Origin of the sequence: Candidatus Tenderia electrophaga, assembly GCA_001447805.1 — a bacterium.
Classification (GTDB): domain Bacteria; phylum Pseudomonadota; class Gammaproteobacteria; order Tenderiales; family Tenderiaceae; genus Tenderia; species Tenderia electrophaga.
Map to the genome: position 1 here is coordinate 195,436 of CP013099.1, position 16,810 is coordinate 212,245.

General features: G+C 61.4%; 14 protein-coding genes. 5 read left to right on the forward strand and 9 right to left on the reverse strand.

The genetic code is table 11. From position 1 onward, the window contains the following. Nucleotides 1-128 precede the first annotated feature (128 nt). Complete coding sequence (locus tag Tel_00965; GenBank protein ID ALP51820.1) at nucleotides 129-1,808, forward strand: hypothetical protein; 1,680 nt, start codon at nucleotides 129-131, stop codon at nucleotides 1,806-1,808. Between the two features lie 28 nt (nucleotides 1,809-1,836). Here the strand turns inward: Tel_00965 and Tel_00970 are convergent, their stop codons facing one another. Next, entirely contained in the window at nucleotides 1,837-2,427 is a 591-nt protein-coding gene (locus Tel_00970; GenBank protein ALP51821.1) for a hypothetical protein, read from the reverse strand. A gap of 32 nt (nucleotides 2,428-2,459) precedes the next feature. Continuing rightward, a complete protein-coding gene (locus tag Tel_00975) occupies nucleotides 2,460-2,693 on the reverse strand; it encodes a hypothetical protein (protein ALP51822.1) in 234 nt (77 codons plus the stop codon). A gap of 321 nt (nucleotides 2,694-3,014) precedes the next feature. On the opposite strand from Tel_00975, the gene Tel_00980 reads away from it, so the two are divergent. Then, a complete protein-coding gene (locus Tel_00980; GenBank protein ID ALP51823.1) occupies nucleotides 3,015-3,266 on the forward strand; it encodes a hypothetical protein in 252 nt (83 codons plus the stop codon). Between the two features lie 24 nt (nucleotides 3,267-3,290). Here Tel_00980 and Tel_00985 read toward each other — a convergent pair whose 3' ends face one another. The 6 genes from Tel_00985 to Tel_01010 all read right to left on the reverse strand — a co-directional run bounded on the left by Tel_00985 (nucleotide 3,291) and on the right by Tel_01010 (nucleotide 8,763). Further along, complete coding sequence (locus tag Tel_00985) at nucleotides 3,291-3,950, reverse strand: hypothetical protein (GenBank protein ALP51824.1); 660 nt, start codon at nucleotides 3,948-3,950, stop codon at nucleotides 3,291-3,293. A 72-nt stretch (nucleotides 3,951-4,022) separates the two neighbouring features. Further along, the gene (locus Tel_00990) at nucleotides 4,023-5,846 is read right to left on the reverse strand and encodes a hypothetical protein (protein ALP51825.1); all 1,824 of its coding nucleotides are present in this window, start codon (nucleotides 5,844-5,846) and stop codon (nucleotides 4,023-4,025) included. Between the two features lie 388 nt (nucleotides 5,847-6,234). Beyond that, nucleotides 6,235-6,825: a hypothetical protein gene (locus Tel_00995; protein ALP51826.1), complete on the reverse strand. Its 591-nt coding sequence runs from the start codon at nucleotides 6,823-6,825 to the stop codon at nucleotides 6,235-6,237. A gap of 61 nt (nucleotides 6,826-6,886) precedes the next feature. Beyond that, the gene (locus tag Tel_01000; GenBank protein ALP51827.1) at nucleotides 6,887-7,690 is read right to left on the reverse strand and encodes an inositol monophosphatase; all 804 of its coding nucleotides are present in this window, start codon (nucleotides 7,688-7,690) and stop codon (nucleotides 6,887-6,889) included. A 6-nt stretch (nucleotides 7,691-7,696) separates the two neighbouring features. After that, nucleotides 7,697-8,275 carry a hypothetical protein gene (locus Tel_01005; GenBank protein ALP51828.1) on the reverse strand — a complete coding sequence of 193 codons (579 nt, stop codon included), beginning with the start codon at nucleotides 8,273-8,275 and terminating at the stop codon, nucleotides 7,697-7,699. 38 nt (nucleotides 8,276-8,313) lie between these two features. Continuing rightward, nucleotides 8,314-8,763: a hypothetical protein gene (locus Tel_01010; GenBank protein ID ALP51829.1), complete on the reverse strand. Its 450-nt coding sequence runs from the start codon at nucleotides 8,761-8,763 to the stop codon at nucleotides 8,314-8,316. A gap of 214 nt (nucleotides 8,764-8,977) precedes the next feature. Here Tel_01010 and Tel_01015 point away from each other — a divergent pair, with 214 nt between their 5' ends. The 3 genes from Tel_01015 (at nucleotide 8,978) to Tel_01025 (ending at nucleotide 15,244) form a co-directional block, all read left to right on the forward strand. Continuing rightward, entirely contained in the window at nucleotides 8,978-11,413 is a 2,436-nt protein-coding gene (locus Tel_01015; GenBank protein ALP51830.1) for a hypothetical protein, read from the forward strand. A gap of 220 nt (nucleotides 11,414-11,633) precedes the next feature. Next, nucleotides 11,634-12,212: a hypothetical protein gene (locus tag Tel_01020; protein ALP51831.1), complete on the forward strand. Its 579-nt coding sequence runs from the start codon at nucleotides 11,634-11,636 to the stop codon at nucleotides 12,210-12,212. A 14-nt stretch (nucleotides 12,213-12,226) separates the two neighbouring features. Beyond that, a complete protein-coding gene (locus Tel_01025; GenBank protein ID ALP51832.1) occupies nucleotides 12,227-15,244 on the forward strand; it encodes a hypothetical protein in 3,018 nt (1,005 codons plus the stop codon). Nucleotides 15,245-15,298: 54 nt separating this feature from the next. Here the strand turns inward: Tel_01025 and Tel_01030 are convergent, their stop codons facing one another. After that, nucleotides 15,299-16,723: a glutamate dehydrogenase gene (locus Tel_01030; protein ALP51833.1), complete on the reverse strand. Its 1,425-nt coding sequence runs from the start codon at nucleotides 16,721-16,723 to the stop codon at nucleotides 15,299-15,301. Between the last annotated feature and the right edge of the window lie 87 nt (nucleotides 16,724-16,810).

Below are 16,810 nucleotides of genomic sequence, written 5' to 3' on the forward strand. Positions count from 1 at the left end.
AGGGCTGTGGTGTGGATGACTGAAACCGATGGAGGATTATCAAGCATGTCGATCGACCGGGCAATGATATACGGTTCCCGTCCGTGGCCTATCACGGTGAGAAATGCGGGCTAGCAGGGGAGCGACACATGTCGGCTAACAATAGCGAACCGGATAAGTGGAAGACCAAATACCTTGAGGCCTTGGAGCAGCTCGAGGATAAGGAGCATGCCTGGCGCCGCACCGACGCCAGCCTGCGTCACGGCCTGAGCCGTCTGGCCCTGGTCTCCACCGGGCTCAATCCGGGCCTGGATGTGCAGCTCAAAAAACTGCGCCGGGCGCTGCAGGACCAGGTCAAGGGCGATGATTTCGACGATCTGGTCGCCAAGATTTCCGAATATCTGAAGACCTTGGATGAGAGTGGCGGGGTGGAACCTGTGGCCGACCCGGATCAGGCCGGGCTGGAGGTGTTGCGCAAGATCGTCACTGGCGTCGAATTTCCCCCCGCCTACCAATCCAAACTCAAACGCCTGCGCCGCGGGCTCAATGCGCGCGCTGCCGAGCAACGCCTGGAGGCGCTGGTGGAGGAGTTTACCGGCCTGGTGGTGGCGGCCTTCTACGAAGATAAGCAAGGCGGCGCTCAACAGGGCGGTTGGTGGCGGAAGATCTTCGCCGGCGGCGATAAATCCGCTTCTGTCGTGGCCGCCGAATCCCGCGCAGAGATGGGGGAGAGCGATGCGGCCGGCACCGCCCCGGTTGCGCCGGCCGCCTCCCAGGCTGCAGCGCGCCACGGCATCGAGACCCTATGGCTGGATTTTCTCGGGAGCCTGGCGGTCCCGGCCGGTTTCGCGCCGCGGGTGCAGGCATTAAGGAAGCAGCTTGAGGCCGGCCTTTCGGCGCAGGCGGTCGGTGACCTGGTCAAGCGCATGGTGGGGCTGGTGAATGATGTGCAGCAACAGTTGGAGCGTGAAAAGGAAGCGCTGGAATTGTTTCTCGATCAGCTCAGCCAGCGCCTGCAGGCCTTGGATGCCATGGTCGACGGCGCCGAAAGCCGGCGTCAGGCCTCATTGGCCAGCGGCCGTGAACTGGATGAAATCGTCCAGGCCGAAGTCAACGACATCGAGCAGAGCGTCCACAGCGCCGCCGACATCGGTCAGATGAAGGGCGTGATCCGCGGCAGTCTGGAAAACATCCGCCGCCACCTGGCCGACAAGCGCCAGCAGGAAGAGCGACGCCAGACCGAGTTGGAACAACAACTCAAGACGCTGAATTATCGTCTGGTGGAAATGGAAGGCGAGAGTGAACGCCTGCGCGCCCGCCTGGCCCAGGAACGCATCCAGGCCATGACCGATCCGCTCACCTGCGTCGCCAATCGGCTCGGCTATGAGCGGCGCATGGAACAAGAATTCGCCCGCTGGCAGCGCTACGGCAATCCCTTGAGCATGTTGGTATGTGATGTCGATCACTTCAAACGCATCAATGACAGCTACGGCCATAAGGCCGGCGATCGCGCCCTGATGGCGATCGCCAAAAGCATCAACCAGCATGTGCGGCAGACCGATTTCGTCGCCCGCGTCGGGGGTGAGGAGTTCGTCGTGTTGTTGCCGGAAACCGCGCTTGAGGCCGCCAAGGTGGTGGCGGAAAAATTATGTCAGGGCGTGGCGGGTTGTGAATTTGTCTATGAGGGCACGCCAGTGCCCATTACCATGTCGCTGGGCGTGGCGGGCTTCGGACCGGAGGATGAGATCGACGATGTCTATCGTCGCGCCGACAAGGCCTTGTACCAAGCCAAGGAACAGGGGCGTAACCGTATTGTGAGCGCAACTTGATGCATACAGCCCCGCAGCTCGCTGCGGGTTAAGCCTCTCGGAGTTTCTTTTCCAGCAGAAAGATCTGTTTGCTCATCTGGGTCGAAATCTTGGCCATCTCCTGGCGCAGGAACATATTCTCCAAATGCATTTGAATGTTGAAGGCCAGCTTCTGCAGGATGTCTAAATCTTCCGGTTTGAATTCCACCGAGGCCTTTTTATTGACCGCCTGGATCGCACCGGTGATCTTGTCGGAGGTCACGGCGCGCACCGGTACGCACAGGGTGTTGTAAGTGACGTAGCCGGTTTTCAGCGCCACGGTATCGTGCGGCCCCATCTGACGCTGCATGTCTTTTTCAAACACCGGTTCGCCGGTTTCGATGGCGCGGCCCACCACGGACCCTTTTTGGGGCACTTCGATCTGGCGTTCCTTGACGCCGGTGCCGCACTGTACCCACAGGTTGGCGTCGACCGGGTCATGGATAAAAATGCTGATGCGCTCACAGTTCAGCACCTTGGGAATAATCTCGACGAAGAACTGCAGCAGGGGCCGATTGCCGGCCTTTTGCCAGGTCTTTTCAATCACGGCGTGCTTTTTCTTCAGCTCGTCCAGTTTTTGTTCCAGCTCAGCTCTGTCCATGTTGACTCCTGTGCCTGTAAACCTTGTATGTGCTATTCCGCCCGCAGTGCTTCGACCGGGGCGAGCCCGGCCGCCCGCCGCGCGGGTACGACACCGGCAAACAAACCGATGGAACCGGCCACCAGTTCCGCCAGCAGGATATAGTTGAGAGAGAGCTGGATCGGCAGGGCCGGTATCACCCAATTAACTATTACGGCAGCACCGGCCCCAAGGATTAGGCCGGCGATTCCGCCCAACAGGCTCAACGCCAGCGCCGCGTTCAGCAACAGCCGCGATATTTGCCGCCGCGTCGAACCCAATGCCTACAGCATCGGCACTGTAAGCCGCCCACAACGGCGGGCGCTTGCGCCTCGCATTGCGCGATACCGGTCTGTTGGACAACTGCAGCACTGTGAAAACGGCGAGCAGAATAACAATAATGAAAACGATGATGCGTTTATGGCTTCGACTCAGCGGGCTGGGCTTTGACCGCTTGCACAATGACAACGGTCGTCTACATTATGGAGAGACGGTCATGAAGAATCGAATTTTGGGCGGTTATGGATTAAAATCTCGCCCGCGGTCCGAAAATAACAATGGGTATATTTATGAAATGTGCGGTGTATCGCAGTAACAAAAAGGACATGACCTACCTCTATCTACCCGAAGAGGACGACATGACGCGCGTGCCCGAGGCCTTGATGAATATGATCTCGCCGGTTGAGCGCGTGCTGGAATTCGAGCTCACCCCCGAGCGCCGACTGGCTCAGGAGGATGCCGGCGAAGTGCTGAAACATATCGAGGAACAGGGCTGGTTTTTGCAGATGCCGCGGCAGGACCAGCCGGAGTTTTTGTGTTAACAGGCCGTAGAAGATTTTTTTATATCAGCTGCTGGTCAGGCGATAAATGACGGGCAGGGTCAGTTCCAGGCTGTGTCCTTGCAGCCATGCCGCGGCGCCGCCGACCTGGCCGATGCGCTGTAGCGTCTCCAGCGCTGAATGATCGAGCACGGCATGGCCCGAACTCTGGGCGATGACGACGCGCTCGATGTCGCCGTTGGCCAGGATATGGATTCCGAGTAGCACCTCCCCTTCCCAGCCCAGTTTTCGCGCCATGGGCGGATAGCTGAAATGACGCGCGATGTCATCGCGCACCCGCGCCAGCACTTTGGCCTTGGCGGTCTCCCACGACGCCCCCGCCGCTTTGGCGTGTGATTGTGTCGTTTCAGGTTCGGGGGCGGGCTGAGCAGGAGGACGCGCTGTGGTGGGTTCCGGGCGAACCTTGGACGATTCAGCCGGCGCTTGCGCTGGACGGGGTTCGGCTGCCGCGGCGGCCGTCTGCGTTGCAGGCGCGCTGCGCGCGCGCGGCGTGGGCGCGATGTCATGCTGCGCTGCAGGTGCCGCCTGCGCCGCTGCATCGATTGGCGGTTCGGCATGGGGTTCCGGCGCATTGAGCCGCACCGTGACCACCGGCCCGGTTTGCAGTGCAATATTGGGTGTGCCTTGCCACATGGCGATTAGCACGAGATGCAAGGCAATGGACAAACCCAGCAGGATGCTGAGCCGGCGTCCCGACCCCGCTTTGAAACCATGGCTTGTCGCCAGCGTCGCCACCGCTTACAGCGTGTCGTAGCTGACACCGATGAACACCATGCGACCGCCCGTGCTATAGCTGTCCACCAGTTCATAGCTGTTGTCGCCGACATTCTCGATACTGCCCTTCAGGCGCCAGTGCTTGTTCAGCGCCATTGCCGCGCGCACATTGACAATGCCGTAACCCGCCACGTCGGTGGTGTTGGCGGCGTCGTCGTAACGGCTGCTCTGGGCGATCAGACTGACGCCCACTTCAGCGCGGCCGAGGCTGCGGTCCACATTGAGGCGCAGACTTTTCTCGGCCCGTCGCGGCAGGGTATTACCGGTTTGTGGATTTTGGGCATCCAGCAGCGTTAGCTCGGCGCCGATGTGCCAATCCGCCAGTGCGCTATCCACGCCGATTTCGATGCCGTCGATTTCCGCCTGGTCCAGATTGTTCACCGTGCTGGGGCTGACTGTGCCGTCAAATACGATCAGGTCCTCGATCTCGGTTTGAAAGACGTTGATATTCCAGCCGCCCCAGTCGTGTTGCCCCGCGAGACCGATCTCGGCGGTGGCGGAGCTTTCAGGTTTCAGATTGGGATTGCCGGTATAAAAGGCGCTGCCGGGCCAATATAAATCATTGAAGGTGGGCGCCTTGTAGGCGGTGCCGTAGCTGGCGGTCACGCGCAAGGGTTGGTTGATGTCATAGCCCCAGGCCAGGTTGCCGGTGGTCTCGCTGTCAAAGGCGTCATGATTGTCATGGCGCAGGCTGAGCAGATAATCGTGCTCGTCCTTTGCCCCTTGGTACTGCACATAGGTGCCGGTGTTGTCGCGTTCGGTGATTGTGAAGGCGGTATTGCTTTCCACTTCGTCGCGTTGAAAATCGATGCCCAGGGTGAGTGTGTCGCTGCTACTCAGAAACACGTTGTTTTGCCATTGGGCATGGCGCCGCTGGGTGTGAAAACTGGATGCTGGGGTGCCATTGCTAAAGCTGTCATATTCATCGCGGGTCTGGCCCAGGGTCAGGCTGCTGTACCACAGGGCGTTCACGGGATAGGCCGCGGTGACGGCGGTGACCTGTTGCACGAAATCGGCGCTGTTGTCGAAGCTGCTGTCGAATTCGTTTTCGCCCTGGGCGCGCATAATGCGGCCGTCGAGTTCGAGGCCGCTGTCGAAACGGTGTTCCAGGCCCAGTGAGACGGCGCGGTTGGTATAGCCGTCGTCGTCAGGTTGGTCGACCCCGAACGGGCCGGGCGTGGGGCGGCGCGCGTCGAAGCCGTCGGATTCCAAGTTGGAAAGGGTGAAACTGTAACGGCTGTTACCGTGGCTGCCGCGGGTTGCCAGCTTGTCGCGGCGTAGATTATGACTGCCGACGCCGGTTTCAAACTGGGTGCGGTAGTCGTCACCGCCCTGACGGGTGAAGATTTGAATGACCCCGCCGATGGCCTCGGAGCCGTAGAGGCTGGAGCGCGGTCCGCGTACGATTTCAATACGCTCGATTTGGTTCAGGGGTATGAAATTCAGCGCCGTGGTGCCGTTGGTGGCCGAGCCGAGTCGCAGGCCGTCCACCAGCACCAGCACATGGTCGGAATTGGTGCCGCGCATGAACAGACTGGTTTGGCTGCCGGGGCCGCCGGCGCGCACCATGTCGATGCCGGCCCGGGCCGCGAGCAGTTCTTCCACGCTTTGCGCCTGGCTGCGCTCGATGGCGCGGCGGTCGATGACGCTGACCGAGGCCAGGCTCTGGTCGGCGGTTTCCGCCGTGCGTGTGGCCGTGACTAAGACAGGGTTGATATCGCTGGCCTGGGCGGCGCCGGCGGCGGTCAATGCGGTGCTGCAGATAAAGCTGATAAGGCGTTGTTGCATAGTGATCCTTCCGGTTTTGCCGCACACACCCGGGCGGCGTCAATGACGAATATTGCGGAAGGACTTGACAAGGAACAGGGGGGGAGACCTGCCTGCCGGTGCCGCCCGCCGCAACACACTGCATTCACTCAAGGCCGGTCTCCGGGCTTGTGAGTCATGCTTGGCGGGATGGCCTTCCCACGTCAAAAACGCAGTGGCATGGATATCCGGCCTTACTCACTTACCGTTGCGGGGGCAGCGTCGGACTTGCATGCTGAATGGATGCGCACCGACTTCCCGTTTCATCCCTCGGGCGGACGCCCTTGGAACACCTTGAAGTGTATGAGGCCGCAATTCTACGGCGCGAAAGGGAGGCTGTAAAGGCGCCTCGTCCGCATTTATCACCGGACTAGTCGGTGGCGGGTGCCTGGTCGAGATTTTGTTCGATCTGGTCGATGGCGGCGGCGCCGGCGGCCGGATGCTTGTCCTGCAGGGCAGCGTAAAGGGCGTGGACGCTGGTGCAGATGTCCTCGGGGGCCATCTCCGCCAGGCGGCCTTCGCGCGAGGCGGTGACCAGCCATTCCATGTCGATTTTCTTCAATTCCAGTTGCTCGAGGATGGGGGCGTAGCGCCACAGATAACCGCCTTCGCCTTCGAAGTCGCGTACATGGGCGCGGATATCCTCGCGGATGGGAAACTCGCGCCGGTTGCTGGTGATCAGGTAGGCGAACATGCCCACCACCGAGGCGGGGATCATGAAGATCCATGAGATTTTGTTTAGGAAATTGGCGTCGATCATGCCTTGGTTGTAACTGTAGAGGGCCAGGCCGAAGCCGGTGAGATAGACGGCGGCGGCCAGGATCAGCCCGGTGATCTTGGCCACGTCCCTGCCCGGCTTGATGCGCCGCTTGTAGTCGAGCCGATCCAGATCGAAACGTTGCTGAAAGGCGCGCAATATATATTTGCGGCTGCCGCGCTTGGAGGCTTGTTTGCTGCTCATGTAAGACCTTGTGTGATGTGCTGCTGCGCCATTATCCGCGAAAGCGGAAGTGATGACCAAATTACGCTGACTGAATGCCGAGCCAGCGGCTCCAGGCCACGAACAGTTCCAGGTCCAGCGATGCCACGGCCGAACGCGCTTGCAGGCTGGCCTGAAATACCGGGTCGCCCTGCAGGGTACAGGAGTAGCCGCCCGCCTCGGCGAGGATGAGATGACCGGCACCGTAGTCCCACAGTTTCTGTTTGCCGTGCAAGTAGACGTGGCAGCGGCCGGCGGCGATCCAGCACCAGTCCAGCGCCACCGAGCCCAGGCTGCGCTGCGAGCTGTAGGGCATGTCGCGGACCAGGCGCGTGGCCAGCTCGGGCGCCAGGCGTTTGAAGTCGACCAGGCCGATGCCCTTTTTCAGCGGGCCCTCGGGCCGGTGTCGGCCCAGGGCTTCACCGTTGAGCTGTGCACCGCCATGCTTCGCGGCGCTGAAGCATTCGTCGCGGATCGGGTCGTAGACCAGGCCCAGCACGGTTTCGCCTCGATACAGCAAGGCCAACGAGACAGAGAATACGGGCAGGCCGGCGGCGAAGTTGCTGGTGCCGTCGAGCGGGTCCAGCACCCACAGGGGCCGCGTCGGGTCGGCCATCAGACGGGCTTGCTCGGCGGCCTCCATCTCTTCGCCGAGAAAACCGATGTGTGGCCACTGTTGTTGCAGCGCAGTTTGGAGGCGGCCCTGCATGGCCAGGTCGGCCGCGGTGATGACGCTGCCGTCGGTCTTGTGACTGCGTTCCACCCGGGTAAAGCGCGGCAGCAGCTCCTCGCGTGCGGCGGTGATGACGATGTGTTGCAGGATATGCAGGTCGGGGAGTGTTTGCATCGTGAGTTAAAACCTGTAGGAAAGACCAAAAAACAGACCGGTTTCGAAGGAGGAGGGCTGGCGCTCGTGCAGATCTACTTCGATTTTGCGAAAGCCGAGATTGAGTTCGGCCTGGTCCGGCAGCGGATAGTTGACCTGGATCCTGAAACCCCAGGTCCATTCAAAGTCCATTCGCCACTCGTTGCCGCTCTCCTTGTGGCTGCCCAAATGGGGGGCGAGGAAGAGCTCGACCAGCCACTCGTGGTGACGTTCGGCGCTGGGCGGCTGGCGCAAAATGGCGCCGGCGAGCAGGGCGCCGTAGTCCTGGTCGTGCGAGTTGCCGTATATCAGCCCGGCCTTGGGGCTCAGGGTGCGCGTACCCAGCACCTGACGCTGATAGTCGAGCAGTTCGGCGTCGGCCTGCAGCAGCAGGTTGCGCGGATCCTGTTCCTTGGCCACGATCAGACTCAGCTGCTGGCGCGAATTGCGCAGCAGCGTGTCGTTGATGTCGCTCAGATAATAGAGTTGGGCGCTGTCCTGGCTCAGGATCAAGCCCCGGCTGGCGGCCAGTGCCGAGGCGGAGGAAAGCACTCCGGCCAGCGCCAAGGCAAGTCTGCATACATTCAACATGGTCACTGCAATCGTTATGTTTGAAACTCGATTATATGGTCTTCCAAGGCATCGGGGTGAATCTGTTCTTCGGAGATGCAGCGCCCGCGCACCGAAATGCCGGCGCGGTGAACACTGCCGGGATCGCCGCTGAGTAAGGGGTGCCAGTCGGGCAGGGACTTGCCTTCATAAAGGCGGCGGTAGGCGCAGGTGTCGGGCAGGTACTTGAAATACTCCGGGTGATCCATGTCCAGCACCAGGCAGTCGGGCACATGGCGGACGCGTTGGCGATAGTGGCGGCAGCGGCAGCTGTCCGAGTCCAGCAATTTGCAGGCGACATCGGTGTAGAAGATGGCGCCGCTGTCGTCATCCTCCAGCTTGTTGAGACAACAACGGCCGCAGCCGTCGCACAGCGATTCCCATTCCCTGCGGCTCATCTGGTCGAGGGTCTTGTGTTGCCAGAAATGCGTCTTTGGTTTTGCCATAAGCAGTCAAAAAGTTTTCGCTGCGGGCCATGATAACAGCTCCCTGGCGGTTGCCGGTGCCGACACGCCGTTGATTGGGTAATAAAACCAGGTTTCTGCCCGGATGCGATCGGTAGTATAATTCGCGCACAAGAATAAGGAATTGCAATGCGGGTGAGGGATAGGGACGTCTCATGATGACTGCGCCCAAACGGGCCTATTGCGGGTAGTTGGAATGTATGAATCGTTTTACCGGCTAAACGCCAACCCCTTCCGGTTGGTGCCAGACGCGCGGCTTTTTTATGCCAGTAGCGGCCATAAACGCGGGCTGGCCTATTTGCGCTATGGCCTGCACCAGGGGCAGGGCTTCGTGGTGGTTACGGGGAAACCCGGCACCGGCAAGAGCACCCTGGTCCAGACCTTATTCACCGATCTGGCCGGTGAATCCCTGGTGGTGGCCGGGCTGACCAGCACCAATCTCGGTGCCGACGACATCCTGCAAGCCGTCGGTCACTGTTTCGATGTCTACAGTGACGGCAAGAGCAAGGCCTCTTTGCTGATCGGCATCGAAAACTTTCTCAAGGCCCGGGCGCGTCAGGGCAAGCGCGTGGTGCTGATCGTGGATGAGGCGCAAAACCTGCCGCTGAAGTCCCTGGAAGAGCTGCGCATGCTGTCCAATTTTCAGATTGCCGAACAGCCGCTGTTGCAGATTCTGTTGCTCGGTCAACAGGAGCTGCAGGAGATGCTGGCGCGACCGGAGTTGGAACAGCTGGCCCAACGTGTCATCGCCTCCTGTCACTTGAAGTCGCTCAGCGCCGACGAGACCCGCGGCTACATCGCCCATCGTCTGCACTGCGCCGGCTGGCGCGGCGATCCCTGTATCAGCGGCGATGCGCTGGCGTTGACCTATGGCGTCAGCCACGGGATTCCGCGCTTGATCAATATATTCTGCGATCGCCTGTTGTTGGCGGCGTCTCTGGACGAGCGCCACGACATCGACCAAGCCCTGGCGCAGGCAGTGCTGACCGAATTGAAAGAAGAATCCACCGGCTCGTTTGCCCTGTGCAGTATCCCGCTGTCGCGGGAACTGCCGGCGATGGCGCCCCTGACCCAAGCCGATGCCTCTCTGGACGCCGCCAATGACGCCGAGGCGGACAGCGAACCCCGGGCCGAGCGCAAAGCCGTGGGCGCAGACGCCGGTGCCGCGGTGCAGCGCGCGCGTACGCAGGGTGAAAATGACGGCGCCGCCTTCGAACCCGCCTTTGACGGCCGTGATGGAACACCTGACAGGGATAACATGCCCGAGCCGCCGGCGACGGCGCCGAGCGCTGCGGCGGATGAAGACAGCCTTGCGCAGCCACTGCCGCCCGAGCTTGCCGGGCGAGCGCTCAGCCAGCCTTCCATCGCAATGGAGCACGTCGAGACGCCTTATCCCGCCGCCGACCCGCGCGAGCACCGTGGTGGCGGCGGTCAAAAATGGATTGTGTTGATGTTCGCCTTGGTGGCCGTCGCCGCTGCCGCATGGTTCGGCATCCGGCACGCGGACGATGTGTGGTCTCGAGCCGCTGCCTTGATCCCGAGCGCCGCGCCGCCGCTGAGCGCCCCGGCGCAATCCCAATCCCAGCCGGAGCAATCCCAGCCGCCCGCGACGCGGCAGCCGGTGATGCACGCGGGAGACCCGCATGAATCCGAGTTTCTGGCCGAACTCGACGGTTACGCCATCCATGGCCTGACGGCGCCTGAGGCAGACGCCGGTTTTGATGACGCGGACATGACGCCGGTCATCGGTGCGCCGGTGGCGGCCGGGGATGGGACCGACGCGTTCACAGAGCGCGGGGCCGACATCACGGCGCAGATAACTGAGGCGGCAATGCCGGACAGTCAGCCGCCAGCGGCAGCCGCCGCCAATGAACACGCCCATGCGGGCACGGCGCCCGCGCCCGCGGACAAGACCGGCTCAGCGTCTGTTGTTTCCGCGCCCGCCGCGCTCGAAACCCAGTCAGTCGAGAAACACGCCGAGCCTAAACCCGCACCCCAAGCGGAGACGCCGCCCGCCTCGGCCAAGTCAGGCGCAGTGCCGTCGAAACCCATGGTTGTGACGCAGAAAGCGCCGGTAACGGCGGCAGTCGAGCAACAGCCAGCCACCCAGCCACCGGCACCGGTTGCGGCAGCAACGGCGTCGATAGAACCGCAACACACTGCGCCGGCCAAGACTCCTGAGCCTGAGGTCGTCGCTAAGTTGCCCGATACCCGCGTGGTCGATGAACCGCCGCCGGCGTTCGAGTCGCCCCAGGCGCCGGGCGCAATGTTTAGTGAATTCGAACTCACCGAACTGCTCTACAATCTGATTTTCTACTATGAGTCCGGCAACCTGGAAAGGCTGGTGGGGCTGTTTGCAGCCGATGCCGAAGCGGATGGGGCCCGGGGGGTGGGCAGCATTAGAAAGGATTATCTGGCCTTGTTCAATAGCACCGAAATGCGCTACATGCGCATCGACGACATGTGGTGGAAACAGCGCGACAAGGAGGCATACGGGCGCGGCAATTTCACCGTGACGGTATGGCGCAACAACGGTGATGAGGGTTTGTCGCAACAGGGCGAGCTAGCGTTGGAAGTCGTCAGGCAGGGGGATAGATTGGTGATTCAGAATATGGTCCATCAGGTGCAATAAGTGTCTGGAACACTTGTCGCATAGCGGCACATCTTCGCAGGAGGCGATTTGAGCAAAGGGACTCGCCCGCATTTCTCACCGGGCGGCTAATGGCTGTGGTGTAGTTGATTGAAACTGATGGAGGGGTATCAAGAATGCCGATCGACCAAGCAGTGACATACTGCTCCCGCGAACCCGGTGAGAAATGCGGGCTAGGAGGTTGAAGCGCGGCAGGGGTGTATTGGGCGTTTGGCTGTTATGCCTGGTCAGTGGTCCGGTCTCGGCCGCCGCCATCGGCATGCCCGAGCGCAGCGACCGTATCGGGCTGGGGCTGGGGTATGCCCGGCTCACCGTCGAGGACCCCGCCGGCGCCAGTGCCGCCGAATGGGTGGTGCGGCCGCTCAACGTGGTCTATACCCAGCCGGCCAGCGGACCCTATCGCTATTGGGCCGAGGCCTTTTATCAGGATGCGGTGTTGCCGGCGTCCACCACCGACATCGGTCAGCGCGTACGCCAGCTGGGGCTCAGGGCCTCGTTCCAGCGCCGCCTCGGTGTCCCAACCGTTGGAAGCTCCTGGCTGGGCGCGGGCGTGCAGTTGGCCCGCGAGCGCTTTGAGAACCGTCACCGCCTCGATGGCGCAGGCTTCCTGGCCCAGAGCTACCCGCAGCGTTCTGAATTTATCCCGGCCTTGTTGTTGAACTACATTGTCGAAGCGGGGCTGAATGGCTGGGACATGGCCGTCAAGCTGGAGCAGAGTCTGCCGGCGGGTGATGGCAGTCGCGAGTTTTCTTTGTCGGTCATTGTGCTGTTCGGTCTTTAATAAGGAAATTACCTATGGATCGTGCCACCCGCAGTACCCTCATCACGGCATTGTGTCTGTCTTTAGCGGGGCTGGCGGCCTGTAACGGGATCCCCGGCAGCGAATCAGGCGACGTGCCGCCGCAACGGCCGCTGAATACCGTCTCCGGTTACGTGGTGGATGACGCCGTCGGCGGCGCCTTGCTCAATGTCTATGGCTTTGATGACGGCGTCAAAGGCGAGCTGCTGGCCAGCACCACCACCGCCCAGGACGGTGGCTACAGCCTCCAGGTCGACGGCGTCGAGCGTCGTTTGCTGCTGCTCGAGGCGCGCGGTGGTGAATACATCGAGCTGGCCACCGGACAGCGCGTCGAGCTGGAGCAAGACCAGGTGTTAAAGGCGCTGGCCGTCAACCGGCCGGGCCAGTCGATGAGCGTGATGGTGACGCCCCTGACGCATCTGACGGCGGCCCTGGTGCGCTATTACCTGGACTCGGGCATGGCGGTGGAGGCGGCCATCGATACCGCCACGGCGGAGCTCAATGAGCTGTTCGGCATCGACGTGGCGGCGGTGCGGCCGCGCAGCATCGCCGAGCAGGGCACGAGCGAGCTGACGCCCGATTACCTCTACGGCTTTTTTCTCTCGGCCCTGTCCAGCTGGACCAAGCGCGTGAATGAGCAAAACGGCCTGGCGCCCCATGCGGTCTATACCTCCATCGCTTTGAGCCAGGTGCTGTACGACGAAGTCGCCGCCGACGGCCTGCTCGACGGCAAGGCCGGCAACGCGCTGGCGCTGGGCACGGTCGGCCTGGGGCCGAATGCCTACCGGCTGTCACTGGCGCAGCACATGCTGGCCATGGCGGCGGGCAAGGCCAATCTCAGCGGTGTCAGTGTCGAGCAGCTGCTGCCCCTGGCCTTCCGTCTGGTCAACAGTGAGCACCGCCTGTTTGCCGGTGTGGCACCCGACCTCAGCGGCGGGCAGGTGGCTGTATCGGGGGATGAAAACCTGGGTAGCTATCGCAGCGGCGTATTTGAGTATGCGGTGACATTGGACAGCCCCGAACTGATCAGCAGTGTACGTTTCAGTGTGGATGATTTCGATCTGCCCGTGGCGGCGGTGCCGGGCGAGATGCGCGTCCCCATCGATACCCGCCAGTTCGCTGACGGCCAGCACACGGTCGCCATGCGTGCCCTGGACTGGCTCGGTAATCCGGTGGCGAACCATGCCATCGTGTTTCAGTTCGACAACACGCTGCCCTATGTCAACGTCAGCTCACGCCTGTACACCAATCAAGAGAATTATCTGCTCAGCGGCACAGTGGGTGACAACGGCTCGGGGATACTGCAGTTTGAGATCGATGCTGAGGCGGTGAGCATAAACCCCGATAACAGCTGGTCGCTGGCGCGCGCCCTGCAGCCGGGTAACAACCCGGTCGCCATGCGCCTGGAGGATTGGGCGGGCAACAGCTTCGCCGAGCAGGTGACTGTCGTCCTGGACCAGACGCCGCCGCAGATCGACAGCGGCGCCGGCCACAGTCAGGCACGTTTTATCCAGGCCTCGGAGTTGGTCAACGGCATGCTGGCCGACAGCAATACCGACGCACCGGTGTATATCGAAACGCACCAGGCCGATCTCGATGGCACCGCGATTACGCGTGCCGCCCTGGACGGCGCCGGCATTCCCTATTTCGCCTTTGCGGCGATCGATGCATTGGACACCGGCGTCGCGACCGGCGCCGCTGAATTGCAGGTGCGCATGCGTTATGAAAAGAACGGCATCACCCTGGCCGACTGGCGCCCGCTGACGCCGCTGGCCGGCGAGTATCTGGTGCCACTGGCCGGCGAGACCTTGCACAGCAGTTGGCATCAGTCCTTGCCGACGGATGAACACGGCGTGCGCGTCGAAGTGCGCGACAAGGCCGGCAATCGCGTCGAAAAACTGTTTGCATTCCGCGCCGCTTTCGCCGTGGCCGGCATTGAGATGGAACACATTCGTGAGCCGAGTGCGGCATTGTTTGAGTCCACTGCATTCGCCGACCGCGCCGCTCTGTATGACCGGGACATTACCGCGCTGGCCTATACCTTTACCAACACGAGTGGCAAGGCCTTCTATATTCAGCCCGATGACGCCGGCGGGCATGTGGCGCGGCGCGACGTGGAACAGTTGCTGCGCGAGCATAAGGTGCGTCAAGTGACGACCCCTATGTGGCGGGTGGGCGTGATCGAAAATGCGTCCGATTTGTGTATCGGTAGTTTGGTCAACCGGCGTTTCGAGATGGTTAACGAGATGTATCAATTTGACGGCAATGGCTGGGTGAAGGCGATGACGCCCCCGGCGACTATCGGTGAGCCTATCAACGTATTTTCCGATGCGCCGGAACCACCTGAGGATTCGCAACGTGTAGATGTCGATCTGGCCGCCGTATTCGATGAGCTCTTCGCCAGTAATGAAATATCGTCCGCCAATCAGTCTTTCAGTGCCACGACTACCTATGACTACGATTATCTCCTGAATGTCACCAGTCAGCAGGGGCTGTCTCAGCCGGTTTTAATAAGTAACTGGCAGCGCTTGGTGGATTACGTGGATACCAGTGTCGATGATGAATTGACGACATGTATTGTGGTGCCTTATTTCAAGCAGTTCGAGCGTTACACTTATCAAAGCGAACCGGGTTACCCCCTAGACAGTCACGCCTTCCTGGAAGAACAACAGCATTTCGCAACCGCGGGCTTCACGGTCCATGACGACACAAGCTCCGAAAACATCGCCGCAGTCAGCGGCTGGTACCGCATCCCCGCCGGTCACACGGTAAGCATTACCAAGCATGTACACACGCCGGCACTGACGGTCGATAACGATGTGGCGGTGGCTGAGCCCGATACCGTCGCCGACTATACGCCCCTGTTGTACGACAAGGCCATCAGCTGGTCGATCGACCGCGCCCTCAACATCACCGCGGTGCACGATGCCGGGGCCGGGAATATCTTTGCCATGACCCCGACACAGACCCGTGCCGGTGAAGGCGCTGTGCAATATTCCATCCGCCGGCCCTAGCGTGCATTTCTCACCACCCGCCTGCTCGTCACGAACAGGGGTGAGAAAGGCGGGCTAGTAAACCCCGATATCCAGATAGGTGCGCGAGATCTTGTCGATGGCGATGACGTATCCGGCGGTGCGCAGGTCGTGAATCTTGTCGTGGCGATGAAGGATTTCGCTCAACTGCTGATAGCCGAGGCGCATGGTGTCGTCCAGACCGGAGTTGACCAGATCCTCCTCGGCGGCGCCGCGGATGACCCGCTTGCGGATCTCGTCGCTGATGATCTGGCCGGTGAGGTCCTCCAATAACTGAGCGAACTCGTGGCTGCGCATCTCTTCATGACGCCGTTGCATACGGCCGAAACGGATATGGGAGAGATTGCGTATCCACTCGAAATAGGAGACGGTGACACCGCCGGCGTTGGCATAGATGTCCGGGATGATGGTGATGCCCTTGTCGCTCAACACCTTGTCCGCCTCATAGGTGAGCGGGCCATTGGCCGCTTCGACGATCAGCTTGGCCTGGATGCGGTCGGCGTTGTCGCAGGTGATCTGGCTCTCCAGCGCCGCCGGGATCAGAATATCGCATTCCATCTCCAGCGCCTTGACGCCGTCCTCGTGAAAACGGGCGTGGGGGAAGCCCTTCATAGTCTTGTGTTCGATGAGGTGATCGTGCAGCGCCTGGATGTCCAGGCCGTTTTCATCCACCAGCACACCCTCGCTCTTGATGACGGCGATGATCTTGGCGTCGTCTTCGCTTGAGAGCAGCCGGGCGGCATGAAAACCCACATTACCGAAACCCTGCACCACGATACGCTTGCCCGCCAGCCCCGGCGTCAGGCGTGCCTGTTTGACATCGGCGGGGTGGCGGAAGAATTCCTGAATCGCATATTGCACGCCGCGCCCGGTGGCCTCGGTGCGGCCGCGGATGCCGCCGTGCTGCACCGGCTTGCCGGTGACGCAGGCCTGGTAGTTGATGTCTTCTGGGAACAGGTGTTTGTAGGTGTCGGCCATCCAGGCCATTTCGCGCTGACCGGTGCCCACGTCGGGGGCGGGCACGTTGGTGGAGGGGCTCAGGAATCCCTTGCGCACCAGTTCCACGGTGAAGCGGCGGGTGATCATCTGCATCTCATCGCGGGTGTATTTGCCCGGGTCGATGAGCAGGGCGCCCTTGGAGCCGCCGAAGGGGATGTCCATCAGGGCGCATTTGTAACTCATCAGGGCGGCCAGGGCCTCGACCTCGTCCTGATTGACGTAGGGGGCATAGCGAATACCGCCCTTGGCCGGCAGGCGGTGGGTGCTGTGCACCGAACGCCAGCCGGTGAACATCTCGATCTTGTTGCGGATCTTGACCGGGAAGGTGACCTTGATGGTAGAGGCGCAGGCCTTGATGGCCGCGGCGGTATCCTCTTCGAGATCCATAGCGGCGATGGCTCGGTCGACCAGATAATTGACGTTTTGACTGAAAGACAGTTCGTTGCTGATGGGGTCTGACATGTGATGCCTCACTGACCTGTTATTGCTTGTTGTGGGGTAAGCCTTGCTTGTGCCGGTTCTGAGTGTACACAGCATATCAGCGGCAGC